At 69.0% G+C, this 26,084-nt stretch carries 27 protein-coding genes; 14 read left to right on the forward strand and 13 right to left on the reverse strand.

Annotation, left to right across the window (positions count from 1 at the left end):
* Positions 1–87: 87 nt before the first annotated feature.
* The 5 genes from AQY21_RS17205 to AQY21_RS17225 all read left to right on the forward strand — a co-directional run bounded on the left by AQY21_RS17205 (position 88) and on the right by AQY21_RS17225 (position 5,607).
* Positions 88–1,074: a BMP family protein gene (locus tag AQY21_RS17205; RefSeq protein WP_058098833.1), complete on the forward strand. Its 987-nt coding sequence runs from the start codon at positions 88–90 to the stop codon at positions 1,072–1,074.
* Positions 1,074–2,699, forward strand: a complete 1,626-nt coding sequence (locus tag AQY21_RS17210) for an ABC transporter ATP-binding protein (RefSeq protein ID WP_058098834.1) — start codon at positions 1,074–1,076, stop codon at positions 2,697–2,699. Before AQY21_RS17205 ends, AQY21_RS17210 begins: the two co-directional genes overlap by 1 nt.
* Before the next feature lie 61 nt (positions 2,700–2,760).
* Complete coding sequence (locus tag AQY21_RS17215; protein ID WP_058098835.1) at positions 2,761–3,855, forward strand: ABC transporter permease; 1,095 nt, start codon at positions 2,761–2,763, stop codon at positions 3,853–3,855.
* Positions 3,855–4,820 (forward strand): ABC transporter permease, encoded by a 966-nt coding sequence (locus tag AQY21_RS17220; protein WP_058098836.1) that lies wholly within the window; start codon positions 3,855–3,857, stop codon positions 4,818–4,820. The genes AQY21_RS17215 and AQY21_RS17220 overlap by 1 nt, the downstream gene beginning before the upstream one ends.
* Positions 4,804–5,607: a purine-nucleoside phosphorylase gene (locus tag AQY21_RS17225; protein ID WP_058098837.1), complete on the forward strand. Its 804-nt coding sequence runs from the start codon at positions 4,804–4,806 to the stop codon at positions 5,605–5,607. The genes AQY21_RS17220 and AQY21_RS17225 overlap by 17 nt, the downstream gene beginning before the upstream one ends.
* A 51-nt stretch (positions 5,608–5,658) precedes the next feature.
* Here the strand turns inward: AQY21_RS17225 and mnmH are convergent, their stop codons facing one another.
* Entirely contained in the window at positions 5,659–6,723 is a 1,065-nt protein-coding gene (gene mnmH / locus AQY21_RS17230; RefSeq protein WP_058098838.1) for a tRNA 2-selenouridine(34) synthase MnmH, read from the reverse strand.
* Positions 6,724–7,302: a L,D-transpeptidase gene (locus AQY21_RS17235; RefSeq protein WP_058098839.1), complete on the reverse strand. Its 579-nt coding sequence runs from the start codon at positions 7,300–7,302 to the stop codon at positions 6,724–6,726. It abuts the gene before it with no gap.
* 136 nt (positions 7,303–7,438) lie between these two features.
* Here AQY21_RS17235 and AQY21_RS17240 point away from each other — a divergent pair, with 136 nt between their 5' ends.
* Genes AQY21_RS17240 through AQY21_RS17250 form a run of 3 tightly spaced genes read left to right on the forward strand, consistent with a single transcriptional unit; the run spans position 7,439 to position 10,791 of the window.
* On the forward strand, positions 7,439–7,693 hold the full coding sequence (locus AQY21_RS17240; protein ID WP_058098840.1) for a hypothetical protein: 255 nt from the start codon (positions 7,439–7,441) through the stop codon (positions 7,691–7,693).
* Positions 7,694–7,729: 36 nt separating this feature from the next.
* Positions 7,730–10,153, forward strand: coding sequence for a heavy metal translocating P-type ATPase (locus AQY21_RS17245; RefSeq protein ID WP_058098841.1), 2,424 nt, complete (start codon positions 7,730–7,732; stop codon positions 10,151–10,153).
* The gene (locus tag AQY21_RS17250; protein ID WP_058098842.1) at positions 10,150–10,791 is read left to right on the forward strand and encodes an arylesterase; all 642 of its coding nucleotides are present in this window, start codon (positions 10,150–10,152) and stop codon (positions 10,789–10,791) included. Before AQY21_RS17245 ends, AQY21_RS17250 begins: the two co-directional genes overlap by 4 nt.
* Here AQY21_RS17250 and AQY21_RS17255 read toward each other — a convergent pair.
* From AQY21_RS17255 to AQY21_RS17295, 8 genes are all read right to left on the reverse strand, one after another.
* Complete coding sequence (locus AQY21_RS17255; protein WP_058098843.1) at positions 10,788–11,234, reverse strand: copper chaperone PCu(A)C; 447 nt, start codon at positions 11,232–11,234, stop codon at positions 10,788–10,790. The genes AQY21_RS17250 and AQY21_RS17255 overlap by 4 nt on opposite strands.
* A gap of 135 nt (positions 11,235–11,369) precedes the next feature.
* Complete coding sequence (locus tag AQY21_RS17260) at positions 11,370–11,969, reverse strand: superoxide dismutase (RefSeq protein WP_011746863.1); 600 nt, start codon at positions 11,967–11,969, stop codon at positions 11,370–11,372.
* A 107-nt stretch (positions 11,970–12,076) separates the two neighbouring features.
* Positions 12,077–12,532: a hypothetical protein gene (locus AQY21_RS17265; RefSeq protein WP_058098960.1), complete on the reverse strand. Its 456-nt coding sequence runs from the start codon at positions 12,530–12,532 to the stop codon at positions 12,077–12,079.
* A gap of 72 nt (positions 12,533–12,604) precedes the next feature.
* Positions 12,605–13,123 (reverse strand): sarcosine oxidase subunit gamma, encoded by a 519-nt coding sequence (locus AQY21_RS17270; RefSeq protein ID WP_058098844.1) that lies wholly within the window; start codon positions 13,121–13,123, stop codon positions 12,605–12,607.
* Positions 13,116–16,049 carry a sarcosine oxidase subunit alpha family protein gene (locus AQY21_RS17275; protein ID WP_058098845.1) on the reverse strand — a complete coding sequence of 978 codons (2,934 nt, stop codon included), beginning with the start codon at positions 16,047–16,049 and terminating at the stop codon, positions 13,116–13,118. The genes AQY21_RS17270 and AQY21_RS17275 overlap by 8 nt, the downstream gene beginning before the upstream one ends.
* The gene (locus AQY21_RS17280; RefSeq protein WP_058098846.1) at positions 16,046–16,411 is read right to left on the reverse strand and encodes a sarcosine oxidase subunit delta; all 366 of its coding nucleotides are present in this window, start codon (positions 16,409–16,411) and stop codon (positions 16,046–16,048) included. Before AQY21_RS17280 ends, AQY21_RS17275 begins: the two co-directional genes overlap by 4 nt.
* A gap of 322 nt (positions 16,412–16,733) precedes the next feature.
* Positions 16,734–17,006 (reverse strand): hypothetical protein, encoded by a 273-nt coding sequence (locus AQY21_RS17290; protein ID WP_058098848.1) that lies wholly within the window; start codon positions 17,004–17,006, stop codon positions 16,734–16,736.
* 157 nt (positions 17,007–17,163) lie between these two features.
* Entirely contained in the window at positions 17,164–18,435 is a 1,272-nt protein-coding gene (locus tag AQY21_RS17295) for a sarcosine oxidase subunit beta family protein (protein ID WP_058098849.1), read from the reverse strand.
* Positions 18,436–18,638: 203 nt separating this feature from the next.
* On the opposite strand from AQY21_RS17295, the gene ccmI reads away from it, so the two are divergent.
* From ccmI to AQY21_RS17310, 3 genes are read left to right on the forward strand one after another with little or no spacing between them, the layout of a single operon-like run.
* Positions 18,639–19,886, forward strand: coding sequence for a c-type cytochrome biogenesis protein CcmI (gene ccmI, locus AQY21_RS17300; RefSeq protein ID WP_058098850.1), 1,248 nt, complete (start codon positions 18,639–18,641; stop codon positions 19,884–19,886).
* The gene (gene ruvX / locus AQY21_RS17305) at positions 19,883–20,359 is read left to right on the forward strand and encodes a Holliday junction resolvase RuvX (RefSeq protein ID WP_058098851.1); all 477 of its coding nucleotides are present in this window, start codon (positions 19,883–19,885) and stop codon (positions 20,357–20,359) included. The genes ccmI and ruvX overlap by 4 nt, the downstream gene beginning before the upstream one ends.
* Complete coding sequence (locus AQY21_RS17310; RefSeq protein ID WP_058098852.1) at positions 20,356–20,538, forward strand: DUF1289 domain-containing protein; 183 nt, start codon at positions 20,356–20,358, stop codon at positions 20,536–20,538. Before ruvX ends, AQY21_RS17310 begins: the two co-directional genes overlap by 4 nt.
* On the opposite strand, the gene AQY21_RS17315 is transcribed toward AQY21_RS17310, so the two are convergent.
* The 3 genes from AQY21_RS17315 to AQY21_RS17325 are packed head-to-tail and all read right to left on the reverse strand — an operon-like array spanning position 20,535 to position 22,994.
* Positions 20,535–20,882, reverse strand: a complete 348-nt coding sequence (locus AQY21_RS17315; RefSeq protein ID WP_058098853.1) for a hypothetical protein — start codon at positions 20,880–20,882, stop codon at positions 20,535–20,537. The genes AQY21_RS17310 and AQY21_RS17315 overlap by 4 nt on opposite strands.
* On the reverse strand, positions 20,879–21,784 hold the full coding sequence (locus AQY21_RS17320; protein WP_058098854.1) for a DnaJ C-terminal domain-containing protein: 906 nt from the start codon (positions 21,782–21,784) through the stop codon (positions 20,879–20,881). Before AQY21_RS17320 ends, AQY21_RS17315 begins: the two co-directional genes overlap by 4 nt.
* A 25-nt stretch (positions 21,785–21,809) precedes the next feature.
* The gene (locus AQY21_RS17325; RefSeq protein ID WP_058098855.1) at positions 21,810–22,994 is read right to left on the reverse strand and encodes an ROK family transcriptional regulator; all 1,185 of its coding nucleotides are present in this window, start codon (positions 22,992–22,994) and stop codon (positions 21,810–21,812) included.
* A 120-nt stretch (positions 22,995–23,114) separates the two neighbouring features.
* On the opposite strand from AQY21_RS17325, the gene AQY21_RS17330 reads away from it, so the two are divergent.
* The 3 genes from AQY21_RS17330 to AQY21_RS17340 all read left to right on the forward strand — a co-directional run bounded on the left by AQY21_RS17330 (position 23,115) and on the right by AQY21_RS17340 (position 26,078).
* Positions 23,115–24,134 (forward strand): sugar ABC transporter substrate-binding protein, encoded by a 1,020-nt coding sequence (locus AQY21_RS17330; protein ID WP_058098856.1) that lies wholly within the window; start codon positions 23,115–23,117, stop codon positions 24,132–24,134.
* 91 nt (positions 24,135–24,225) lie between these two features.
* Positions 24,226–25,299: an ABC transporter permease gene (locus tag AQY21_RS17335; protein WP_058098857.1), complete on the forward strand. Its 1,074-nt coding sequence runs from the start codon at positions 24,226–24,228 to the stop codon at positions 25,297–25,299.
* Positions 25,296–26,078, forward strand: coding sequence for an ATP-binding cassette domain-containing protein (locus tag AQY21_RS17340; protein WP_058098858.1), 783 nt, complete (start codon positions 25,296–25,298; stop codon positions 26,076–26,078). Before AQY21_RS17335 ends, AQY21_RS17340 begins: the two co-directional genes overlap by 4 nt.
* Positions 26,079–26,084: the final 6 nt, after the last annotated feature.

Consider the following 26,084-nt stretch of genomic DNA (forward strand, 5'->3'; position numbering starts at 1 on the left):
AGACAAGATTGTTGACGGATTCCGGCCCATGCGTCCTAATCCGAACATCCCGGGCTGACTCGCCCGCAAACCGTCTTGAGGTCCGACATGTCCCTGATGAAATCCCTGCTCGCCGGCGCCTGCCTGACCCTGCTGCCCGTCGCGGCCCTGGCCGATCCGGCGCTGATCTTCGACCTGGGCGGCAAGTTCGACAAATCCTTCAACGAGGCCGCCTATAACGGCGCCGAACGCTGGAAGGCCGAGACCGGGGGCACCTACAAGGAACTGGAGATGCAATCCGAGGCGCAGCGCGAGCAGGCCCTGCGCCGGCTGGCGCAATCGGGGGCCAATCCCATCGTGATGACCGGCTTTGCCTTTGGCGAGGTGCTGAACAAGATCGCGCCGGATTATCCCGACACGAAATTCGTCATCATCGACATGGTGGTCGAACAGCCGAACGTGCAATCCATCGTCTTCACCGAGGAGCAGGGCTCGTATCTGGCCGGCGTCGCGGCGGCCATGGCGTCGAAATCCGGCACGGTGGGCTTCATCGGCGGCATGGACATCCCGCTGATCCACAAGTTCGAATGCGGCTATGCCCAGGGCTTCAAGGCCACCAACCCCGACGGCAAGCTCATCATCAACTATACCGGCACCACCCCGGCCGCCTGGAACGACCCGGTGAAGGGGGGCGAGCTGCTCAAGGCGCAGGTCTCGCAGGGGGCGGATGTGGTCTATGCCGCGGCGGGCGGCACCGGCATCGGCGTCTTGCAGGCGGCGGCGGATGCCGGCGTGCTGTCGATCGGCGTGGACAGCAACCAGAACCACCTGCATCCGGGCAAGGTGCTGACCTCGATGGTCAAGGGCGTGGATGTTTCCGTCTACGAGGCCTTCAAGGCCGGGACCGAGGTCGAGCCGGGCGTCCGGGTCATGGACCTGGCCTCGGGCGGGGTGTCGCTGGCCATGGACGACAACAACCAGCCGCTGATCTCGGATGAGATCGCCGCCGCCATCGACGCCGCCGCCAAGGCCATCGAAGCGGGCGAGATCAAGGTGCATGACTACATGACCGACAACACCTGCCCGGTGCAGTAATGCCGGCGGCCGGCGCGCCGCACGAGGTCCCGGCGATCGAATTGCGCGGGATCTCCAAGGCTTTCGGGCCGGTGCAGGCCAACAAGGACATCGACTTGGTCGTGCCGCGCGGCACGATCCACGGCATCATCGGCGAGAACGGCGCCGGCAAATCGACGCTGATGTCGATCCTCTACGGCTTCTATCGCCCCGATGCAGGCGAGATCCTGATCGGCGGCAAGCCCATCGCCATCGCCGACAGCCAGGCCGCGATCCGCGCCGGCATCGGCATGGTGTTCCAGCATTTCAAGCTGGTGCAGAACTTCACCGTGCTGGAAAACGTGATCCTGGGCGCCGAGGATGGCGGGCTCTTGCGCCCTTCGCTGTCCCGCGCGCGCGGCGCGTTGAAGCGGCTGGCCAGCGAATACGGGTTGCAGGTCGATCCCGACGCGCTGGTCGAGGAACTGTCGGTCGGCCACCAGCAGCGGGTCGAGATTCTGAAGGCGCTGTATCGCCAGGCCGAGATCCTGATCCTGGACGAGCCTACCGGCGTGCTGACCCCCGCCGAGGCCGATCACCTGTTCCGCATCCTGCGCGGGCTGCGCGACGAGGGCAAGACCATCATCCTGATCACCCACAAGCTGCGCGAGATCATGGAGATCACCGACAACGTCTCGGTCATGCGGCGGGGCGAGATGGTGGCCTCGGTCAGAACCGCCGAGACCGGCCCGGCGCAGCTGGCCGAGCTGATGGTGGGCCGCAAGGTGCTGTTGCGGGTGGAAAAGCCGCCCGCCCGGCCCGGGGCGCCGGTGCTGGAGGTGCGGGGGTTGCGCATGGTCGATGCCGAGGGCGTCGAGCGGCTGCGCGGCATCGACTTGACCATCCGCGCCGGCGAGATCCTGGGCATCGCCGGGGTGGCCGGCAACGGCCAGACGCAGCTGCTGGAGGTTCTGGGCGGCTTTCCCGAGGCCGGGGCGAAGCTTCAGGGCGAGCTCCGGCTCAACAACGAGACCCTGCCGCTGAACGGCCCCGGGGCCGATGGCCGCGCCCGCCGCCGCGCCGGCATCGGCCATGTCCCCGAGGATCGGCAGGCCGAGGGGCTGATCATGGATTTCACCGCCTGGGAGAACACGGCCTTCGGCTATCACCACGCGCCGGAATTCCAGCACGGCGTGCTGATGGACAATGCCAGGATCCGCGCCGATGCCATGGACAAGATCCAGCGTTTCGACATTCGGCCGCCGAACCCGGACCTGGCGGCCAGGAACTTCTCGGGCGGCAACCAGCAGAAGATCGTGGTGGCGCGCGAGGTCGAGCGCAATCCCGACCTGCTGCTGATCGGCCAGCCGACGCGCGGGGTGGATATCGGCGCCATCGAGTTCATCCACAAGCGCATCGTCGCGCTGCGCGATGCGGGCAAGGCCGTGCTGCTGGTCTCGGTCGAGCTGGACGAGATCATGGCGCTGTCGGATCGCATCGCGGTGATGTTCGATGGCCGCATCATGGGCGAGCGGCTGCCCGAGGAGGCGACGACCGGCGATCTGGGCTGCCTGATGGCCGGGGTCGATCCCGCCGTGACCCCGCCCGAGGCGGCAATCCCGCCGCCGGCGGCGCCCGGGACGGATGCCGGCGGGGGCGCGGGATGAGGCGTCGCATGCCTCCGGCGGGAGTATTTGGGAAACGGAGAAAGCCGGGGGAGTCGGGCTGATGGAGCGAATGCCGAAATGGGCGGATGTGATCCTGACGCCGCTGATCTCGCTGGCGCTGGCCTTCGGGATCTCGGCGCTGGTGATCCTGGCCATCGGCGAAAGCCCGGTCGAGGCGCTGAAAGTCATGGTCGAGGGGGCGCTGGGATCCAGCTATGGCTGGGGCTTCACCCTGTACTACACCACGAATTTCATCTTTACCGGCCTGGCGGTGATGGTCGCCTATCACGCCGGCCTGTTCAACATCGGCGGCGAGGGGCAGGCCGCCCTGGGGGGCCTTGGCGTCGCGCTGGTGGTGCTGGCCCTGCCCTGGCCGCATTGGGCCCTGGCGCTGCCGGCGGCGGCCGTGGGGGCGGCGCTGTTCGGGGCGCTTTGGGCGCTGATCCCGGCCTGGCTGCAAGCCCGGCGCGGCAGCCATATCGTCATCACCACCATTATGTTCAACTTCATTGCCGCGGCGCTGCTGAATTACGTTCTGGTCAACCTGCTGCGGCCGGTAGGCAGCATGGACCCGGCCTCGGCCCGGTTCCCGGCGGCGGTGCATCTGCCCAAGCTTTCGGACATGGCGCTGGGGCTGGGCGTCGAATGGGGCCGGAACACCCCCGCCAACGTCACCTTCTTCATCGCCATCGCCGCCTGTGCGCTGGTCTGGCTGCTGATCTGGCGCACGCGGCTGGGCTATGAGATCCGCGCCTTCGGCAAGTCCGAGCCCGCCGCGCTTTACGCCGGCATCTCGCCGGTGCGGATCACCGTCCTGGCCATGCTGGTTTCGGGCGCGCTGGCCGGGCTGATGGCGATCAACAACGTCATGGGCGAGGCCGAGCGGCTGATGCTCAACGCGGTCGAGGGCGCCGGCTTCATCGGCATCGCCGTGGCGCTGATGGGCCGCAACCACCCGTTCGGCGTGTTCCTGGCGGCGCTGCTCTTCGGCTTCCTCTATCAGGGCGGGGGCGAGCTGGCGCTGTGGACCTCGATCCCGCGCGAGTTGATCGTGGTCATCCAGGCGCTGGTGATCCTGTTCACCGGGGCGCTGGACAACATGGTGCGCATGCCGCTGGAGCGGCTGTTCATGGCACTGCGCCGGAAGGGGGCGTGATGGATTTCGCGACCGTGATCCAGATCCTCGATTCGGCGGTGCGGCTGATGACGCCGCTGCTGCTGGCCTGCCTGGCCGGGCTTTATTCGGAACGTGCGGGCGTCTTCGACATCGGGCTCGAGGGCAAGATGCTGATGGCGGCCTTCACCTCGGCCTCCGTCGCCTATGCCACCGGCAGCGCCTGGCTGGGGCTTCTGGCAGGCATCGCGGGCGCGGCGGCCATGGCCGGGCTGCACGGGCTGGCCTCGATCAGCTTCCGGGGCAACCAGCTGATCTCGGGCGTGGCGATCAACTTTCTCGCCTCGGGGCTGACGGTGCTTCTGGGGCAGAAGATCTTCGGGCTGGGCGGCCGCACGCCGTCGCTCTCGGGCGCGGCGCGGTTCGGCGAGATCACCCTGCCCTTTGCCGACACCCTGCGCCCGGTGCCGGTGATCGGTCCGGTCTATGCCGAGCTGATCTCGGGCCACACCATCCTGGTCTATATCGCCTTCGCCATGGTGCCGCTGACCTGGTGGGTGCTCTATCGCACCCGCTTCGGATTGCGGCTGCGCGCGGTGGGCGAGAACCCGGCCTCGGTCGATACCGCCGGCGTCTCGGTCACCCGGCTGCGCTATGCCGCGGTGATGATCTGCGGGGTGCTGTGCGGCATCGCCGGAGCTTATCTCGCGACCGGCATCTCGGCCGGCTTCGTCAAGGAGATGACCGCCGGGCGCGGCTTCATCGCACTGGCGGCGCTGATCTTCGCCAAGTGGCGGCCGTGGAGCGCGCTGTTCGCCACCTTCCTGTTCGGGCTGATGGAGGCGGTGGCGAACCGCTTTCCGAATCTCGACCTGGGGGTGGTCACCGTGCCCTCGATGTTCATGAACGCCCTGCCCTATATCCTGACCGTCATCATCCTGGCCGGCTTCGTCGGCCGCGCCATACCGCCGCGCGCGGGAGGAGAGCCCTATGTCAAGGAGCGCTGAGCTTTCCCGCCTGATCCGCGACCGCGCCGGGGAAGAGCCGCCGGAATACGGGCTGATCCTCGGCTCGGGGCTCGGGCATCTGGCGGCGGCGGTCGAGGGCGTGGCGATCCTCTATTCCGACCTGCCGGGCTTTCCTCATGCCGGGGTGTCGGGCCATGTGCCGCAGCTGGTGATCGGACAGCTGGAGGGGCGCCGGGTCGCGGTCCTGGGCGGGCGGGCGCACTACTACGAATCCGGCCGCGCCGATGTCATGCGACTGCCGCTTGAGGTGCTGAAGGCCCTCGGCACCCGGCAGCTGATCCTGACCAATGCGGCGGGCAGCCTGCGCGCCGCGATGCCGCCGGGATCGCTGATGCTGCTGTCGGACCACATCGCCTTCGCCGGCACCAACCCGCTGATCGGCGAAGCCAGCGAGGCGCGCTTCGTGCCGATGAGCGATGCGCATGACCCCACCCTCCGCGCCGGACTGAAAGCCGCCGCCGAAGCCGAGGGGATCGCACTGCCCGAGGGGGTCTATTGCTGGTTCTCGGGTCCTTCCTTCGAGACCCCGGCCGAAATCCGCGCCGCCCGCATCCTCGGCGCCGATGCGGTCGGCATGTCCACCGTGCCCGAGGTGATCCTGGCGCGCTTCCTGGGCCTTCGCTGCGCCGCCGTCTCGGTCATCACCAATATGGGCGCCGGCCTCTCGGACGAAGCGATCAGCCACGAACATACCAAGGCCATGGCACCGCTGGGCGCGGCCAAGCTGGAACGCATCCTGCGCCGCTTCCTCGGCCAGGCCGCCTGACCCCCAGCTTCTCTGTTGTCCAAATACCCCCGCCGGAGGCCGCCGGCCGCGCTACCGGCGCCAACCCGGCATGCGCAGGCCCGCCAGCGCCGCCTCGACCTGCGCCGCTGCGGCATCCAGATCGTCGAGGCTCTCCAGCGCCACCACCGGGCCGCATCCGTCGTCGTGGCGCGCCCGGTGCTTTTCATAGCGCGGATCGTAATGGTCGCGCATCAGCCCCTCGGCCAACCCGTTCCAGTCGGCGGCATCGACCATGCGCAGCCAATCCGCGATCCGCTCGGCCGGGTGCGCCGGACGCAGCAGGTTCACGATCCGCGCCACGGCTTCGGGATCGGCGCAGGCCTCGGCATAGGCATGGGCGGTATAGGCGGCGCGGGCCGCGACCGGCACCGCGAGACGGATGCGCGGCGCGGCAATGATCGCCTGCCAGATGCCGCGCGGCAGGTTCAACTCGCCGATGCGCGAGCTTTCCGCCTCGACCAGCAGCGGCCGGGCGGGGTCCAGTGCCTCCAGCGCCATGGCGAGCCGGCTTTCGAATCGCTTCTGGCTGGGCTGGCCGCCCGGCAAGGCCCCGAACAGGCTGCCGCGATGGTTCGCCAGCCCCTCCAGGTCGATGACCTGGTGGCCGCGCGCGGCAAGACGGTGCAGGATCTTGGTCTTGGCGCTGCCGGTATTGCCGTCCAGCACCAACACCGGCGCGGCGACGGCGGCGGCGACGCGCTCGACCACCAGCGCCCGCCAGGCCTTGTAGCCGCCCTCGAGGCGCCCGACGCGCCAGCCGATTTGCGACAGGATGGTGGCGAAGGCGCCCGAGCGCTGGCCGCCGCGCCAGCAATAGACCAGCGGCCGCCAGCCGCCGCCGAAGCCGGACAGCGGCCCGGCGATATGGCGCGCGGCATTGGCGGCGACCATGGCGCCGCCCAGCTTGCGGGCGTCGAACGGAGAAACCTGCTTGTAGATCGTGCCGACCTGCGCACGCTCCTCGTCGGAAAGCACCGGCAGGTTGATCGCGCCCGGCAAATGGTCCTCGGCATATTCCGCGGGCGAGCGCGTGTCGATGACGGTGTCGAACCCGGCAAGCGCCGGATCCGAAAGCGATGTCAGGCGGATATCCACTTAATAGACGTAGACCGGCGTCCCGATCGGCACCTGCTCGAACAGATCCATCACCGCCTCGTTGCGCATGCGGATGCAGCCGTTCGAAACCGCGCGGCCGATCGAGTTCGGCTCGGTGGTGCCGTGGATGCGGATCGAGGTATCGTTGCCCTTGGCGTCGTAAAGATACAGCGCCCGCGCGCCCAGCGGGTTGGTCGGGCCGCCCGGCATGCCGTCCGCCCAGCGGGCATATTGCCCGGGATTGCGCTTGATCATCGCCGGCGTGGGGGTCCAGCTGGGCCATTCGGTCTTGCGCCCGACGGTGGCGCGGCCCTTCCAGACCAGCTCGTCCTTGCCGACGGCGACGCCATAGCGGACCGCCCGGCCCGGCGCCACGACATGGTAAAGGAAGAAGTCCTTCGAGACCACGACGATGCTGCCGACCTCGAAATCGTTGCGGATCGAGACCTCGGTCGGGGCATAGGGATCGCGCCGGGGCTCGGCCTGGGTGGTCAGCGCCGCGGGCTGGGCCTGTGCCAAAGCCAGCGAGGGCGCGGCCACCAGCGGCAAGGCGGCCATCAGCATCTGTCTGCGGTTCATCTGTCCGTCCTGAATCCTTGCGTTTCTTGATCATGCGCCTAACCGCTTGGACGCCCGGGATCAACTCAAAGCGCCGTGACGCGGTTGAAACGCGGAGGAAACGTGCCTAGCTTGCATCGGGAAAGGACCGCCCGCCATGACCTGCGCGACCTGTGCCCCCGCTTTCCGCCCGCCGCGCCGCGCATCCGCGCGCGCCCCGCATCTGTGCCGGGGCCGGGGTGGGCGCGGCTGTCGCTGCCATGTCGCGGCCCGTCCGCATCTGGCCCGCCCCATGCTGGCCGGAAACGGCCATGCGCTGCGCTGGCGGCCCGATGCCGGCGAGGGACCGCCCCGCCACCAGGTCCTGCACCACCTGCCCCAGCATCCGCAGGCCCCGCCGCATCCTGTCTGAATCGCGCCCTTCCCGCCATTCTGACAGGACAAACCGATGAAACATCACCAGATCGATGCCGAGCTGACCGTCACCGGCATGAGCTGCGCCTCTTGCGTGGGGCGCGTCGAAAAGGCCCTGGCCGCCGTGCCGGGCATCGCGAACCCGCAGGTCAACCTGGCCACCGGCAGGGCGCATTTCCACATCGAAACCCCCGAGGCCCTGCCCCGCGCCGTCGAGGCGCTGGCACATGCCGGCTACCCCGCCGCCCCGCTTGAGACCCGCCTGAGCATCGAGGGCATGAGCTGCGCCTCCTGCATGGGCCGCGTCGAAAAGGCCCTGGCCGCGCTGCCGGGCGTGAGTTCGGCGCAGGTCAACCTGGCCACCGGCAGCGCCACCATCCAGCATTCGCCCGCCGTCGCGCCGCAGGCGCTGGCCGATACCGTGACCGCCAAGGGCTATCCGGCGCAGGTGCAGGCCGAGGCCGGCCACCACATGCACGACCATGGCGGCGACGCGGCCGCGCTGAAGCGCAATTTCCTGGTCGCCCTCGCCCTGACCCTGCCGGTCTTCGTGGCCGAGATGGGCGGCCACGCCTTCCCGGCCTTCCATCACTGGCTGCACATGGCGCTTGGCCAGCGCACGCTCTGGGTGCTGGAGTTCCTGCTGACCACCGCCGTCCTGGCCGGGCCGGGGCGGATGTTCTTCCGCATCGGCTTTCCCGCGCTCTTGCGCCGCGCGCCCGAGATGAACAGCCTTGTCGCGCTTGGCGCCTCGGCGGCTTGGCTTTACTCGACCGTGGCGACCTTTGCGCCGGGCGTGCTGCCGGCGGATTCGGTGCATGTCTATTTCGAGGCCGCCGCCGTCATCGTCACCCTGATCCTGCTGGGCCGCTGGCTGGAGGCCCGCGCCAAGGGCCGGGCCGGCGACGCCATCCGCCGGCTGATCGAGCTTGCCCCCGACACCGCCCATGTCGCGCGCAACGGCCGGGTCGTGGAGGTCGCGGTGGCCGAGCTGCGCCCCGGCGACATCGTGCACCTGCGCCCCGGCGAGCGGGTGGCCGTGGACGGCGTGCTGACGGAGGGCAGCGGCGCCGTGGACGAATCCATGCTGACGGGCGAGCCGGTGCCGGTCGCCAAGAACCCCGGCGATCCGGTCACCGGCGGCACGGTGAACGGCAATGCGGCGCTGGCCTATCGCGTGACCGCGACCGGCGGTGACACGGTGCTGGCCCGCATCATCCGCATGGTCGAGGACGCGCAGGCCACCAAGCTGCCGGTGCAGGCGCTGGTGGACCGCATCACCGCGGTCTTCGTGCCGGTGGTGATCGGGCTGGCGCTGCTGAGCTTCGTGCTGTGGATGATCTTTGCCGGCTCGCTGGGACAGGCGCTGGTCGCGGCGATTTCGGTCCTCATCATCGCCTGCCCCTGTGCCATGGGGCTGGCGGTGCCGGTCTCGATCATGGTCGGCACCGGGCGCGGGGCCGAGCTGGGCGTGCTGTTCCGGCGCGGCGACGCGCTGCAAAGGCTGGCCGAGGCGCGGATCGTCGGCTTCGACAAGACCGGCACGCTGACGCAAGGAGCCCCCGCCCTGACCGCCATCGAGGCCGAGGACATCGCGCCGCTTGACGCCCTGCGCCTAGCCGGCGCGGCCGAGGCGCGCTCGGAACACCCGCTGGCCGCCGCCATCGTCGGTGCCGCCCGCGACAAGGGGCTGGACCTGCCCCCGGCCGAGGCGGTTCAGGCCACGGCGGGGCGCGGACTTTCGGCGCGGGTCGAGGGGCGCGCGCTGCTGATCGGCAACGCCGCCGCGCTGACCGAGGCGGGCATCCCCCCCGCCCCCGCCCTGATCGCCGCGGCCGAGGGCTGGGCGGCGAATGGCGCGACCCCGGTGCATCTGGCGGTGGACGGCCGGCACGCCGCCGCCATGGCGCTGGCCGATCCGATCCGCCCCGAGGCGGCCGAGACCATCGCCCAGCTGCACGCGCTTGGCCTGCAAACCGCCATGATCTCGGGCGACGTGCAGGCCACGGCCGAGGCGGTGGGACGCAAGCTGGGCATCGACACGGTGACGGCGGGCGTGCTGCCCGAGGGCAAGCTGGCCGCCATCCGCGAGATGGGGCCGGGCACGGTCTTTGTCGGCGACGGCATCAACGACGCCCCGGCGCTGGCGGCGGCCGAGACCGGCATCGCCATCGGCACCGGCACGGACGTGGCCATCGAATCGGCCGAGGTGGTGCTGGTCGGCGGCGATCCGATGGGTGTCGCCCGCGCCATCCGCCTGTCACGCAGCGTCATGCGCAATATCCGGCAGAATCTGTTCTGGGCCTTCGGTTACAATGTCGCCCTGATTCCCGTGGCCATGGGGGTGCTGGCGCCCTTCGGCGGGCCGCAATTGTCACCCATGCTGGGGGCCGGGGCGATGGCACTCTCCTCGGTCTTCGTGGTCAGTAACGCGTTGCGATTGAGGCGTGCCGCATGATGCTGAGAACCCTTGTCCTGATCCTGGCCCTTGCGGCCGCACCGATGGCGGCAGCGACGCCGCTGCGCATCCTCGCCTTCGGCGACAGCCTGACCGAAGGCTACGGCCTGCCGCGCAAGGACGGGCTGGTGCCGCAATTGCAGAACTGGCTGCGGGCGCGCGGCCATGACGTGCTGGTGCTGAACGGCGGGCTGTCGGGCGACACCACGGCGGGCGGGCGGGTGCGGATTGGCTATTCGCTGGCCCGCCACAAGCCCGATGCGGTGATCGTCGAGCTGGGCGGCAACGACCTGCTGATGGGCTTTTCCCCGGCCATGGTCGAGGACAACCTGGACTCGATCCTCGGCCAGGCCGGCAAGGCTGGCCGGCCGCTGTTGCTGGTCGGCATCGCCTCGCCCGATCACGACGACCCGCTGCGCCGCGACTGGGCCGAGGTCTGGCCGCGCATGGCCGCGCAGCATGATGCGCTGCTGATGGAGAACCTGTACCAGCCGCTTTTCGACCTGCCGGGCGAGGGCTACAAGACCATGCTGCAACCCGACGGGCTGCATGCCTCGGCCGAGGGCGTCGGGCTGATCGTGCAATCGTTGGGCCCCAAGGTCGAGGCGCTGATCGAAAAGGCCGAAGCCCGGCGCTAATGCCCTGCGGCGTGGCCGGGAATGCGCTTGCTGTCCACCGGCAGGCTGGCCTCGACCTTGCCGCAGGGGCCGAAATCCAGCGTCAGCGCCAGTTCGTCGCCATCCTTGAGCGGGCGCTTCAACCCCATCAGCATCACATGATCGCCGCCGCGCGCCAGTTCATGCCGGGCCCCGGCGGGGATCAGGATCGGATCGGCCTTGACCATCCGCATCACGCCCCCCTCGTCGCGATGCGTGTGCAATTCGACCCGCTCGGCCGCATCCGAGGCGACGGCGGAAAGCGTGCAGGCCTCGGCCCCGCGATTCTCGATCACCATGAAGGCGGCGCCGGAGCGTGGATTTGCGGCGCGGGCATAGCCGTCATGGACGGCCAGCGCCGCATCCTGCGCCGGCGCGGCAAGGGGAATCAGGCCCAGGCAAAGGGCGGGCAGCAGCGGTTTCATCTCTTCATCCTTGCGGTCGGGCAAGCCTAGCGCCGGATGCGGCCGACCGCACCCCCATTCCGCCACGGGGCGCGCGCATGCCATGGAAAAGGCCCGCCGGTCGGGGCGGGCCTTGATGCGAAAGCGGCAGGGAAATCAGAGGCGCGAGGCCACGTTTTCCCAGTTCACCAGGTTGTTCAGGAAGTTTTCCAGATATTTCGGCCGCGCGTTGCGGAAGTCGATGTAATAGCTGTGCTCCCACACGTCGCAGCCCAAGAGCGCGGTCTGGCCGAAGCAGAGCGGGTTCACGCCGTTCTCGGTCTTGGTGACCTTCAGGCTGCCGTCCTTGTCCTTGACCAGCCAGGCCCAGCCCGAGCCGAACTGGCCAACGCCGGCCTCGGCGAATTTCTTCTTGAACTCGTCCACCGAACCGAAGGCTTCGGTCAGGGCCTTTTCCAGCTCGCCCGGGATGGCGCCGGGGTTCGGGCCCATCATTTCCCAGAACTGGGCGTGGTTCCAGTGCTGGCTGGCGTTGTTGAAGATGCCGTTCTGCGCCACGGCGCCCGACTGGTAGGTGCCCTTGACGATGTCCTCAAGGCTCTTGCCTTCCCATTCGGTGCCGGCCACCAGCTCGTTCAGCTTGTCGACATAGGCCTTGTGGTGCTTGTCGTGGTGGTATTCCAGCGTCTCCTTGGACATGCCGCCAGCGGCCAGCGCGTCGTGAGCATAGGGAAGATCGGGAAGCGTAAAGGCCATTTTCGATTTCCTTTCCAACGGTTTCGGATTGTGTTCTGGCACAGGAGCCAGTCGGGGAAAAGCCCTGTCGGCCGCTAAACGCCTTCAATGCGGCGCGGGTTCCTGCCCTATCCGCCGCCGGGAGAGCCGCAGACCCCGGTTCCGGTCATCACATTGTCATAGCCAAGCGCCGTCGCCGTCACCCGGGCGCTGCCATCGGATTTTTGCACCGTCAGCCGATAGTCCAGCCGCTCGGTCCGCTGCCCCGAGGCATTGCGCACCCCGGCCAGCGCCCAGCCATAGCTGCGGCTCGTGCGGTCGTCGGCGGTCATGCGCGCCTCGATCGGCTGGCCGACAAGCCGTTGCAGGATCGGGTCGAAAACCTCGATCCGGCCCTGGCGCGGGCCGGCGGTCTGGCGCGTCATCATGATGAATTCGGGCACCCAGCCGGTGCCGCTTTCGTCGATGATCTGGCACATCATCACCACCGGCGGCTCTTGCCCCCGGTCCTGCGCCCGGACGGCGGGAGCCGGCACCGTGAGGCCGGCAAGCAGAAGGGCGGGCAGGAGCAGGGCGGGGCGCATGGAATCAACCGGATGGCTTTCACCCTCCATCCATACGCCGCCCTGCCGCCGCCACAAGCCCCAGAGCAGGCCCTAGCGCGGGCTAAGCTGCGTGCCCGGCGCCGCGGCGCCGGTCAGGATGCCGCGCAGATAGTCGGTGACCGAGCGGAAGCCGATCAGCACATAGCCGCCCGGCTCGCGCCAGATGCCGCAGGCGACCTGGGCCGCGCGGGTGCGGCGCAGCCCGTCCTCGGGCATCGCCGCCAGATCGGCCGGGCAGAGCTTCATCAGCACGTCCAGCGCCTTGGCGCCCTGGATGCGGAACACCGCGCGCATGTCGCTGACATCCAGCGCCAGCGCGTGCTCGGTGGACAGTGCGTCCTGCAACGCGGCCAGCGCCTCGGCCGTCTCGGCCCGCGGCAGCACCAGCAGCAACTCGTCCGGCGACATCCAGCCGAGGGACCGGCTGCCATCGGTGGTGATGCGGCCCTGTCCGGGCAGCGCAACCCCGGCCGCCCCGGCGATGGCATCGCCCGCGCGCGTCAGGTCGGCGCGGATCTGGATCATGCCCCAGTCCTGCACCTGAGAGATCTTCGCCAGTGCCTCAGCCATTCGCCCGGCTCCCTTCCTTGTCATAGAAGACCGGATCGACGATCCGCGCCTTGTAGCTTTCCTGACCCGCGACGGGGAATTCCAGCACCTCGCCCATGCGGTCGGGCCCGTGTCGCACCAGACCCATGGCGATGGGCTTGTTCAGTGTCGGCGACATGTAGGTCGAGGTCACGCGGCCCTGCGTCTTGCGCTGGCCGTTGGCGTTCACGCCCTGATCGACGGCATAGACGCCATCGGGCAGAACCCGCCCGTCCAGGCTTTCCAGGCCGACCAGCTTCCAGCGCCCGGGATCGGTCATGAAGCTGCGTTCCTGCGCGCGCTTGCCGATATAGTCGGCCTTCTTCTTGCTGATCGCCCAGCTCATGCCCAGATCCTGCGGGATCACCGTGCCGTCGGTCTCGTCGCCGATCATGATGAAGCCCTTTTCGGCGCGCATGACATGCATGGCCTCGGTGCCGTAGGGGGTGACGTTCAGGTCACGGCCGGCCTCATGCAGCTTTTCCCAAAGCTCCAGGCCCCGGTTCGCGGGCACCGCCACCTCGAAGGAAAGCTCGCCCGAGAAGCTGATGCGATAGACGCGGGCGGGGATGCCGGCGATCTCGCCCTCGATCCAGCCCATGAAGGGCAGCGCCTCGGGCGACAGGTCGATCTTGCCGCCCAGCCGCTCCAAGAGCACGCGGGCCTTGGGGCCGACCACGGCGACCTGCGCCCATTGCTCGGTGACGTTGGCGGTATAGACCTTCCAATCCCACCATTCGCATTGCAGCCAGTCCTCGAAATGGCCGTGCATGCGGTCGGCGCCGCCGGTGGTGGTATGGACGAGCCAGGTGTCCTCGCTGAGCCGCGCGGCGACGCCGTCGTCGCTGAGGAAGCCGTTCTCGTTGCAGATCAGGCCATAGCGGCACTTGCCGACCGGCAGGGTGGACATCATGCCGGTATACATCATGTCGAGGAACTTGCCCGCATCCGGACCCTTGACGATGATCTTGCCCAGCGTCGAGGCGTCGAGCGTGCCGACGCTGGCCCGCACCGCCCGGATCTCGCGCGCCACCGCGTCGCCATGGCTTTCGCCGCCCTTCGGGTAGCAATAGGGGCGGCGCCAATGGCCGACCGGCTCGAAGAAGGCGCCGTGGCTTTCGTGCCAGCCATGCATGGGCGTCTTGCGCAGCGGCTGGAAGATCTCGCCCCGCGCCTCGCCGGCGATGGTGCCAAGGGTCAGCGGCGTATAGGGCGGGCGGAAGGTCGTGGTGCCCGTGGCCGGGATCGACTGGTTCAGCGCATTGGACAGCACGGCGAGGCCGTTGATATTGCTGACCTTGCCCTGGTCGGTCGCCATGCCGAGGGTCGTATAACGCTTGGTATGCTCGACGCTGTGATAGCCTTCCTGCGCGGCCAGTTCGACATCCGAGACCTTCACGTCGTTCTGGAAGTCGAGCCACATCTTGAACTTCATCTTGCGCGTGGCGTGGGCCGGCATGACCCAGACCGGCATGGTCGCCGCCTCGGCCTGCGCCCCGGTCAGTTCGGCCGCCAGCAGGTCGCCCGCCGCCGCACCCACGCAGCTGGCCATCGCCTTGCCGTCGGCGCCGGTCGGCGGACGGTTCGGGTCGGGGGCGAACATCGACTGCGCGTCGGACCAGTTCAGCTTGCCGCCGCAATGGCTCCACAGGTGGACGACCGGCGACCAGCCGCCGGACATGGCGACGCAATCGGCATCGACGGTCTCGGTGACCTGACCCGAGCCGGAATGGGCGCAGATCTTGACCGCCTCGACGCCATGGCCGCCCTTGATGCCGGCGACGGCGCTGCCGGTCAGGACGCGCACGCCGCGGGCGCGCACCGCCGCGGGCAGCGCACCCTCGGCCGTGCTGCGGGCGTCGATCACCACCGGCACCTCCAGCCCCGCATCCAGCGCCGCCAGCGCGGTGCGATAGGCGTCGTCGTTATTGGTGACCACGACGATCCGGCGCCCCGGCGCCACGCCGTAAAGGTCGATATAATCGCGCACGGCCGAGGCCAGGATCACGCCCGGCACGTCATTGCCGGCAAAGCTCAGCGGTCGCTCCAGCGCGCCGGTGGCGACGATCACATGGCCCGCGCGGATGCGCCACAGGCGCTGGCGCGGGATGCCCGCGTTCGGGTCGTGATCGGCCAGCGATTCCCGCACCAGCAGATAGCCGTGGTCGTAAAGCCCGGTCGCCTGGGTCGAGCGGCGCAGGGTGACGTTCGCCATGCCCCGCAGCTCGGCGAGCAGCGCATCGACGCGGGCCTGGCCGTCGGCATGGTCGGTGGGGGTGCGGCCGCCGAGATGCGGCGTCTGCTCGACCAGCCAGACCGACTTGCCGTCGCGTCCCGCGTCTCGGGCCGCGGTCAGGCCGGCAATGCCGCCGCCGACCACCACCACGTCCACATGGGCATAGGCCTGCTCGTACTTGTCCGGGTCGGCCTCGGTCGGGGCCTTGCCCAGGCCGGCCGAGCGGCGGATGATCGGCTCGAACACATGCTTCCAGAACGGGCGCGGATGCATGAAGGTCTTGTAATAGAAGCCCGCCGGGAAGAAGCGATACATCCAGTTGTTGATCGCACCGATATCGGCGTTCAGGCTGGGCCAGCAGTTCTGGCTGGTGGTGGCCATGCCGCCGACCAGCGGCGTGGTGGTGGCGCGCTGGTTCGGCTCGAACCGGCCTCCCTGGCCAAGACCGAGCAGCGCGTTCGGCTCTTCGGCGCCGGAGGCGATCGGGCCGCGCGGGCGGTGATACTTGAAGCTGCGGCCCATCATCAGCTGGCCGTTCGCCAGCAGGGCCGAGGCGAGCGTGTCGCCCGCGACCCCGCGCATCTGGCGGCCGTCGAAGCGGAAGGGCAGTTGATAGGCGCGGTCGATCAGGCGGCCGCCGCGCGGCAGGCGGAAGGGTCCGGTCTCGGTCATGCGTTCAGGCTTTCGGCGGGGGTGTCGGCAGGGGCTTCGGTCCAGTCGGGCTGCCAGTCGGGGCGATGCGCCCGGATGGCGGCGACGATCTCGGGCGTCGGATGCGGGGTCTGGGCGCTGTAGGTGCCAAAGACCTGAAGCGTGGCGGTGTCGCGCGCGGCCATGAACCACTTGCCGCAGCCATAGGCATGGCGCCAGCGTTCGAAATGCACGCCCTTGGGGTTCTTGCGGGCGAAAAGATAGGCTTCGAATTCCTCATCCGTCGAGCCGGGACCAAAGCGCTTCAGATGCGCCTCACCGCCGGGCTGCAACTCGGTTTCCTCGGCCGCAATGCCGCAATAGGGACAGGTCAGGGTCAGCATGGATCACTCCTTGGGCGGCAGGTCGCGCAGGCAGGCCGGCGCCCAGGAGGTCGGCCGGACGCGCACAACGTCGATGCAAAGCTGGGAATCGATGGGAAATCCGCGGCCGGGAATGCCCCGCACCGGCGCGCGGGCCTGGCGGCTGGCGCGGATCGCGGGGTCGGCTTGCGCAGGGCAGAGGGGCAGCGCGCTCAGACGCGACTGCGCCGGGCCGGAATGGCGCCAGGACAGGCGGCCCGGCATGGCACGACAAGGAACCGAGGGGCGGATCGCCCCCCGGCCCTCGGGAGAAGGGGCGCCCGAAGGCGCCGGGACAAGCGCCTTAGTTGGCCGGCGCCGCAGGCTCGGCCGGAGCCGGAGTGGCAGGCTCGGCCGGGGCGGGAGCAGCGGGATCAGCCGGAGCAGCGTCTGCCGGGGGTTCGACCGAGACAGCGCCGTCATCAGCCGGCGCGGGTTCGGACGAGACGGCCGGCGCGGCCGGCGGTTCGGTCGCTGTCGGCTCGGTGCCGGAAGACACGAACCAATAGATGACGACCAGCACGACGACGACGACGCCGACGATGAGCCAGAGGTTGCTCTTGTTCTGTTCGGCCATGAAGAAAACTCCTTGGTCATGGTGACGTAACTCAATAATTCACCAAACAAGAAAGAGTTTCCCATAACTTGCAGGGAATTTTTCGCGCCGGCGGCGGGATGGGCAAAAATCGGCCCAAAACCCGGGGTTGCCGGCAGGATCATGCCCGCGCCGCCCATCAATGCGCCACCCCCGCGGCGACGCTTTCGTCGATGAAGCGGCCCTCGACGAACCGGTTCAGGCCGAAATCGGCGGCCAGCGGGCCGGGCTGGCCCTTGGCGACCAGTTCCGCCATGGCCCAGCCCGAGCCGGGAATGGCCTTGAAGCCGCCGGTGCCCCAGCCGCAGTTGACGAAGATGTTGCCGACCGGCGTGGCGGACAGGATCGGCGAGCGGTCGCCGGTCATGTCCACGATGCCGCCCCATTGCCGCAGCATCTTGAGCCGCGACAGCATCGGGAAGGTCTCGATCAGCGCCCGCACGGTCTCCTCGACATGGTGCCAGGAGCCGCGCTGGGTGTAGTTGTTGAAACCGTCGGTGCCGCCGCCGATCACCATCTCGCCCTTGTCGGATTGCGACAGGTAGCCGTGGACGGTGTTGGCCATGATGACGATGTCGCAGCAGGGCTTGATCGGCTCGGAAACCAGCGCCTGGAGCGCCAGCGATTCGATGGGCAGGCGGAAGCCGGCCATCTCGGCCAGGACCGAGCTGTGGCCGGCGGCGATCAGCGCCAGCTTGTCGCATTCGATGCGGCCCTTGCCGGTATTGACCGCGCGGACCTGGCCGTTCGCGGTCTCGATGCCGGTCACTTCGCAGTTCTGGATGATGTGCATGCCCATGGCCGAGCAGGCGCGGGCATAGCCCCAGGCCACGGCGTCGTGCCGGGCGGTGCCGCCGCGTTCCTGATACAGCCCGCCGAGGACCGGATAGCGCGGCCCGTCGATATTGATGATCGGCAGCATGTCCTTGATGCGCTTGGGGCTGACCCATTCGGTCGCCACGCCCTGCAACTGGTTGGCATAGACCGTGCGCTTGTAGCCGCGCACCTCATGCTCGGTCTGGGCCAGCATCAGAAGGCCGCGCGGGCTGAACATGATGTTGTAGTTCAGATCCTGCGACAGGTTCTCGTAGAGTTTCAGCGCCTTGTCATAGATCGCCGCCGAGGGGTCCTGCAAATAATTGGAGCGGATGATGGTGGTGTTGCGGCCGGTATTGCCGCCGCCCAGCCAGCCCTTCTCGATCACCGCGACATCGGTGATGCCGTAGTTCTTGCCCAGGTAATAGGCGGTGGCGAGGCCATGGCCGCCGGCGCCGACGATGACGACCTGGTATTTCTTCTTCGGCTCGGGACTGGCCCAGGCGCGTTTCCAGCCGGTATGCAGCCGCATCGCCTCTTTCGCGATGGCGAAGACCGAATAGCGGCCGGTGCTGGAACTTGCAGATGCGGGCATGGCGGGACCTCTTGCGACTCGACCCGTGCAGAGTGAAGCGAGGGCGGTTTTCGGGCAAGCCGCGTTGCGACGGGGCGATTGTCGAATTGCGTCAGGGGTCGGCGCAGATGTCCCGCGGTCCGCCTCGCGATTTGTCGCAGGGCTTTGACTTTCTCGCCCGGCCGAAAACCGCTATCACCGGGCCAGCCAAAGAGAGGAAGCCGATGTTCTGGATCATCTGCGCCGCGCTGGCGGCGGTGGTGGCGGCGGCCATCGCCGCGCCGCTTCTGCGCCGGCAGGGCGAGGGGGCCGAACCCACCGCCGCCTATGACCTGCGAATCTATCGCGATCAGCTGCGCGAGGTGGAACGCGATCTGGAACGCGGCCTGATCGATGCGGCGGATGCCGAACGGCTGCGGGTCGAGATCGGGCGCAAGGTTCTGGCCGCCGACCGCGCGCTGGAACGCGCCGGCAGCACCCGGCGCAGCGCCGGCGGCTGGGCGGCGCTGGCGGTCCTGGCCGTGCTGCTGGGCACGGCCTTCCTGCTGTATCAGCGCATCGGCCAGCCAGACCGGCCCGACACGCCCATTGCGCAACGCATCGCCCAGGCGCAGGCGCTTTACGACAGCCGCCCCAGCCAGGCCGAGGCCGAGGCGCAGACCCCCAGGCCCGCCCGCCCCGAGCCCGATGCGGAATATGTCGCCCTGATCGAGCGGCTGCGCGAGGCGGTGCAGAAGAACCCCAACGACCCGCGCGGGCTGGAGCTGCTGGCCGAGCACGAGGAAAGGCTGGGCAATCTGGTCGCGGCCAAGGACGCGCAGCGCCGGCTGGTCGCGCTGCGCGGCGACAAGGCCGGCGCCGGGGATCTGGCGCGGCTGGCCAGCCTGACCATCGAGGCGGCCGGCGGCATCATCACCCGCGACGGCGAGGAAGCCGTGGCCCAGGCGCTGGCACGCGATGCCCGCAATCCGCAGGCCCGTTTCATGGCCGGGCTGCTGCACCTGCAAAACGGCCGTCCCGACCAAGCCTTTCCGATCTGGGCCCGGCTGCTGGCCGAGGGGCCGGAGGATGCGCCCTGGATCGCGCCGATCCGCGGCTCGATCCAGGACCTGGCCTGGTTCGCCGGCCATCCGGACTATACCCCGCCCGAACCCGCCGCCGCCGGCACGTCGGGCATGCCCAGCCTGCCCGCCATGCCCGGCCCCGATGCCGATGCCATGGCCGCGGCCGAGGGGATGACCGCCAAGGAGCGCCAGCAGATGGTCGAGGGCATGGTCAAGGGGCTGGAGACCCGGCTTGCCACCCAGGGCGGGACGCCCGAGGAATGGGCGCGGCTGATCTCATCCCTGCCGGTGATCGGGCAAAAGGACCATGCCGCCGATATCCTGGGCGAGGCGCGCAAGCTGTTCGCCGGCGACCCCGCGGGGCTGGAGGTGATCGAGGCGGCGGCAAGACAGGCCGGGCTGGAATGATCTGCGAGAACGTCGAAGCCTTCGCCGAGGTCCTGCCCCGCACCGGCGCCGTGGCCGGTCTGGACCTGGGCACCAAGACCATCGGCGTCGCGGTCAGCGACGGGCTGCGCAGCGTCGCCTCGCCGCTGACGGTGATCCGGCGCACGAAGTTCACCGCCGATGCGCAGGCGCTGCTGCAAATCGTGCAGGACCGGGCGCTGGTCGGGCTGGTGCTGGGCCTGCCGCGCAACATGGACGGCAGCGAGGGGCCGCGCGCGCAATCGACCCGCGCCTTTGCCCGCAATCTGGAGCGACTGACGCCGCTGCCGATCACCTTCTGGGACGAGCGGCTTTCGACCGTGGCCGCCGAACGGGCGCTGCTGGAGGGCGATACCTCGCGCAAGCGCCGCGCCGAGGTGATCGACCAGGTCGCGGCCGGCTATATCCTGCAAGGCGCGCTGGACCGGCTGCGCTTTCTGGGGGCCGGCGGATGAAGCCGTCGACCCCCTGCATCGACATCTGCAAGATCGACCCGGCAAGCCGGCTGTGCACCGGCTGCCTGCGCAGCATCGACGAGATCACCCGCTGGGGCCGCATGACCGAGGCCGAGCGGCTGGCCATCATGGCCGAACTGCCCGCCCGCGCCCGGCCCTTTCGCCGCGAGGCGGATTAGCGCGTCACCACCCGCACCTCGCGAATCGCGGCCTTGAGCCGCACCCGCGTCTCGACCGGCTCGCGCGCCACGGCATCCAGGATCGCCCGCATGTCGCCGCGCAGCCCGTGCAGCTGGTCGACCAGCGACAGCACCAGGGCCAGCGCCTCCTCGTCGAGGTGATAGCCCTCGGCCAGATCGACGACCAGGTTCAGCCGCGCCAGGTCGATCTCGCGGAACAGCGGCCCCTGTTCGGATTGCACCGGCACGACGACGCCGGCACGGATATAGCGTTCCAGCTGGTCGGGCGTCAGGTCGCCGACCGCCTCCAGCGTTTCGGTCAGGGTGTAATGGGGCTGGGTCATTTTCCCCTCCTCGGATCATAGGCATGGTTCTGACGCCAGTCCTCCATGAAGCGCGCCAATTCGTCATCGACCCTGGGCGGCATGACGATCTTCAAGACGACATGCTGGTCGCCGCGCCGCCCGTCCGCGCCCTTGATGCCCCGGCCCTTCAGCCGCAGCTTCTGGCCGGAGCTGGCGCCGCGCGGGACGGTCAGCATCACCGGGCCGTCGATGGTCTGCGCCTCGACCCTGCCGCCCAGCACGGCCTCGTCGATGGTGATGGGCAATGTGGTCTCGACATCGCTGCCATCGCGCCTCCAGTCGGGATCCTCGGCCACGATCAGGGTCAGCAGCGCATCGCCCGGCTCGCCATTGCCCATGCCGGGGCCGCCCTTGCCGCGCAGGCGGATCACCTGGCCGTCATGCGCGCCCTCGGGGATCCTCACCTCCAGCACACTGCCGTCGGGCATGGTGATCCGGGTCGAACCGCCGCGCGCCGCGGTCATGAAGTCGATCTCCAGCGTGAAGCGCTGGTCGGGGCCGCGCATGTCGAAACTCCTCGCTCCGCCGCGCCGGCCGCCGCCGCCGCGCCCGAACAGGTCCGAGAACACGTCCGACAGATCGTCGAAACCGTGGTGCTGGCGATAGGGATTGTCGCCCGATTCGGCATATTCGCGATAGTAATGCCGCTGCGGCCGCTCCTGCCCCTGGGCGTCGATCTCGCCACGGTCGAAGCGGGCGCGCTGCTCGGGGTCCTTCAGCAAGTCATAGGCGGTCGAGGCGGCCTTGAAGCGCTCATGCGCGGCGGGGTCGGGATTCAGGTCCGGGTGGTCGGTCTTGGCGATCCGGCGATAGGCCCTCTTGATGTCGTCCTGGCTGGCATTCTTGTTCAGTCCCAGCGCCTTGTATGGATCGTCGGCCATCGCCGCGGCTTCCTTTCTTCACCTGTCATCCCGGGAACGCGGGGCGCGCGCCTCGGGTTTCATGCCCGTTCCGGCCCGGCCGCGGGGCCGAGAAGCTGCCGCCCGGCAGGAAGCCCGCCCCCAGCGGCAGCGCGGCCGCCCCCAGCGTGCGGGCCCGGCGGCCCAGGGTTCCGGCGCGCACCTCGGGCAAGGTCACGCCGTGGTGGCGCATCGCGGCCAGCCTGTCGGTCGTCGCCTGGACCAGCGCCGCCCGCAGCGCGGCCGGCATGGCACCGTCGATCACCACCAGCGGCAGGTCCAGCACCGCGACCGCCCCCAGCGCCGCATGGGACAGCACCTGCGCCGATTCGTCCAGCCATTGCCGGGTGATGGCCGGCGGCACGGCCCAGTCCGCGTCGTCCAGCGGCAGGTCGCCCCCCAGCGCCGTTTCCAGCACCGAGATCGAGGCCACGTCCAGCACCTGCCGGCCGCCCGGCACCGGATAGGAGCCCATCGCCCCGGCATTGCGCGACGGCCCCAGCCGCAGCCGCCCGTCCAGCACCACGCCGCCGCCGGCGAAATGCGCGACGTAGAAATACAGGAAATCCTCGGGCAGCTCATCCGTGCCGAACATCATCTCGGCCCCGCAGGCGCAGGAGCCGTCATTCTCCAGCCAGACCGGCAGGTCCAGCGCCTCGGCCAGTTCCGCGCGCAGGTCGCGGCCGCGCCAAGGCGCCATCTCCTCGGCCCAGTCCCACAGGTAAAAGGGGCTGGCGATGCCCATGCCCGCCAGCCGCGCCCGCTGCGCCCCGGTCAGATCCGCGAGGATCTCGGCCACGCCGTCGACGGCAAAGTCGCGGATCGCGTCGGGCTGCGGATAGGCATGGGGCAGCAACCGGATCTGCCGGATCTGGCCGGCGAAATCGACCAGCACCAGCTCGGCCACCCGGCGCCCGACCTTGAGGCCCAGGAACAGCGCCCCGTCCGGGGCCAAGGCCAGCGGCAGCAGCGGCTGGCCGACCTTGCCGCGCCGGCGCTCGCCCCCCGCATCCAGCAGGCCGGCCGCGATCAGCTCGCGCGTGATGTTGGTGACGGCCTGCGCCGACAGGCCCGTGGCCTGGGCCAGCGCCGCCCGCGGCATCGGTCCGTTGCGGCGAATCAGCCACAGGATCTGCCGCTCGTTCTGGCTGCGGACCCCCTGCGGCGTCGCCGCCGGAATGGTGTTCGGCATGGTCGCTTCCTCCCCTTCCCATATAAATCAACAAAATTGATTTATTGACAAGCCCCTCTTTCTTCGGCAGCCTTTTGCAAGGAGGCGGCGGTCAGACCCGCCCAGAGGAGGAAGGACATCATGACCAAGACGACACTGCTGCGCGCGGCGCTGGCGGGCACGGCCCTGACACTGGTTGCCGGCATGGCGCAGGCGGACAGCGCCTGTCTGATCACCAAGACCGACACCAACCCCTTCTTCGTGAAGATGAAGGAAGGCGCGCAGGCCAAGGCGGCCGAGCTGGGGATCGAGCTGAAATCCTATGCCGGCCGCATCGACGGCGACCATGAAAGCCAGGTCTCGGCCATCGAGGCCTGCATCGCCGACGGCGCCAAGGGCATCCTGATCACCGCCTCGGACACCAAGGCCATCGTCGATTCCGTCCAGGCGGCGCGGGATGCCGGGCTGCTGGTCATCGCGCTGGACACGCCGCTGGACCCGATCGACGCGGCAGACGCGACCTTCGCCACCGACAATTTCAAGGCCGGCGAGCTGATCGGCCAATGGGCCAGGGCCACCATGGGCGACGCGGCGGCCGAGGCCAAGATCGCGCTGCTGGACCTGGCGATCTCGCAACCCTCGGTCGACGTGCTGCGCGACCAGGGCTTCCTGCAGGGCTTCGGCATCGAACTGGGCGACCCCGAGAAATGGGGCGACGAGACCGATCCGCGCATCGTCGGCCACGAGGTCACCTCGGGCAATGAGGAAGGCGGGCTGAAGGCCATGGAGAGCCTGCTGGCCAAGGATCCCGACATCAACCTGGTCTATACCATCAACGAACCCGCCGCCGCCGGCGCCTATGAGGCGCTGAAGGCCGTCGGGCGCGAGAACGACGTGCTGATCGTTTCGGTCGATGGCGGCTGCCCTGGCGTGCAGAACGTCGCGGAGGGCGTGATCGGCGCCACCTCGCAGCAATATCCGCTGGACATGGCGTCGCAAGGCATCGAGGCCATCGCCGCCTTCGCCAAGGACGGCACCAAGCCCGCGCCGACCGAGGGCAAGGATTTCGTCGATACCGGCGTGCAGCTGGTCACCGACAAGCCGGCCGAGGGCGTCGAATCCATCGATTCGACCCGCGGCACCGAGCTTTGCTGGGGCTGAGCCTCGACTGAACCGCAGGGCGGGGGATGCCTCGCCCTGACCACAGGCAGCGGCGTCCGAAGCGGCGCCTTGCAAAGGGGGGAGACCGTCCATGTCATCCGACACCAAGACGGCCGCCGGCTACGAGGAGGGCCTGCAAGGCGCCTCGGACAAGGTTGCCGAGTTCCAGGAACAGAAAACCGCCCTGAAGCGCCTGCAGCACTGGCTGCACATGACGCCCTCGGCGGTGCCGATGATCGTTCTGGTCGCGGCGATCATCGTCTTCGGCCTGCTGTCGCCGAACTTCTTCAAGGCGGTGACCCTGTCCACCATCCTGCAACAGATCGCCATCGTCGGCATCCTGGGCTGCGCGCAGTCGCTGGTGGTGCTGACCGCCGGGATCGACCTTTCGGTCGGCGCCATTGCGGTGTTCTCCTCGGTGCTGATGGGGCAGTTCACCTTCCGCTACGGCATCCCGGCGCCGCTAGCCATCGCGCTGGGGCTGGCGGCGGGCACGGCCATGGGCTTTGCCAACGGCTGGCTGGTGGCGCGCATCAAGCTGCCGCCCTTCATCGTGACGCTGGGCACCTGGCAGATCATCCTGGCGGCGAATTACATCTATTCCGCCAACGAGACCATCCGCTCCTCGGCCATCGCCGCCGAGGCGCCGGCGCTGCAATTCTGGGGCTATTCCATCCAGCCCGGCGGGGTGAAGATCCTCTACGCCGTCTTCCTGATGGTGGCGCTGGTCGCGCTCCTGGCCTATGTGCTGCGCCATACCGCCTGGGGCCGGCATGTCTATGCCGTGGGCGACGACCCGGAGGCGGCGGAGCTGGCCGGGGTGCGCACCAAGCGGGTGCTGATCCAGGTCTATGCGCTGGCGGGCCTGTTCTGCGCCATCGCCGGCTGGGTGATGATCGGGCGCTTCGGCTCGGTCTCGCCCTCAGCCTCGACCGGGCAGCTGGGCAATATCCAGTCCATCACCGCGGTGGTGATCGGGGGCATCAGCCTGTTCGGCGGCCGCGGCTCGATCGTCGGCATGTTCTTCGGCGCGCTGATCGTCGGCGTGTTCGAAATGGGGCTGAAGATGGTCGGCACCGACCCGCAATGGACCTTCTTCCTCATTGGCCTGCTCATCATCCTCGCCGTGGCGGTGGATCAATGGATCAGAAAGGCATCGGCATGACACAGGAACCGCTTCTGAAGGCCCGTGGCCTGGTCAAGCGCTATGGCAAGGTGACGGCGCTGGACCATTGCGACTTCGACTTGATGCCGGGCGAGATCCTGGCCGTCATCGGCGACAATGGCGCGGGCAAGTCTTCGCTCATCAAGGCGCTGTCGGGCGCGATCCAGCCCGACGAGGGCGAGATCACGCTGGAGGGCCAGCCGGTGAAATTCGCCAGCCCGCTGGATGCGCGCGGCTACGGCATCGAATGCGTCTACCAGACGCTGGCCATGTCGCCTGCCCTCTCCATCGCCGACAACATGTTCATGGGCCGCGAATTGCGCAAGCCCGGCATCATGGGCCAGTGGTTCCGCAAGCTCGATCGCCCGGCGATGGAGAAATTCGCCCGCGAGAAGCTGACCGAGCTGGGGCTGATGACCATCCAGAACATCAACCAGGCGGTCGAAACGCTGTCGGGCGGCCAGCGCCAGGGCGTGGCGGTGGCGCGGGCAGCCGCCTTCGGCTCGAAGGTGGTGATCCTGGACGAGCCGACGGCGGCGCTCGGCGTCAAGGAAAGCCGCCGCGTGCTGGAGCTGATCCGCGACGTGCGCTCGCGCGGCATCCCGATCATCCTGATCTCGCACAACATGCCGCATGTCTTCGAGGTGGCGGACCGCATCCATATCCACCGGCTGGGCCGGCGGCTCTGCGTGATCCGGCCGGACGACTATTCGATGTCGGACGCGGTGGCCTTCATGACCGGCGCCAAGGTGCCGGACGAGGTGGCGACGGCGGCTTGAGCGGCA

The organism is Paracoccus sp. MKU1 (genome assembly GCF_001447385.1).
Lineage (GTDB): Bacteria > Pseudomonadota > Alphaproteobacteria > Rhodobacterales > Rhodobacteraceae > Paracoccus.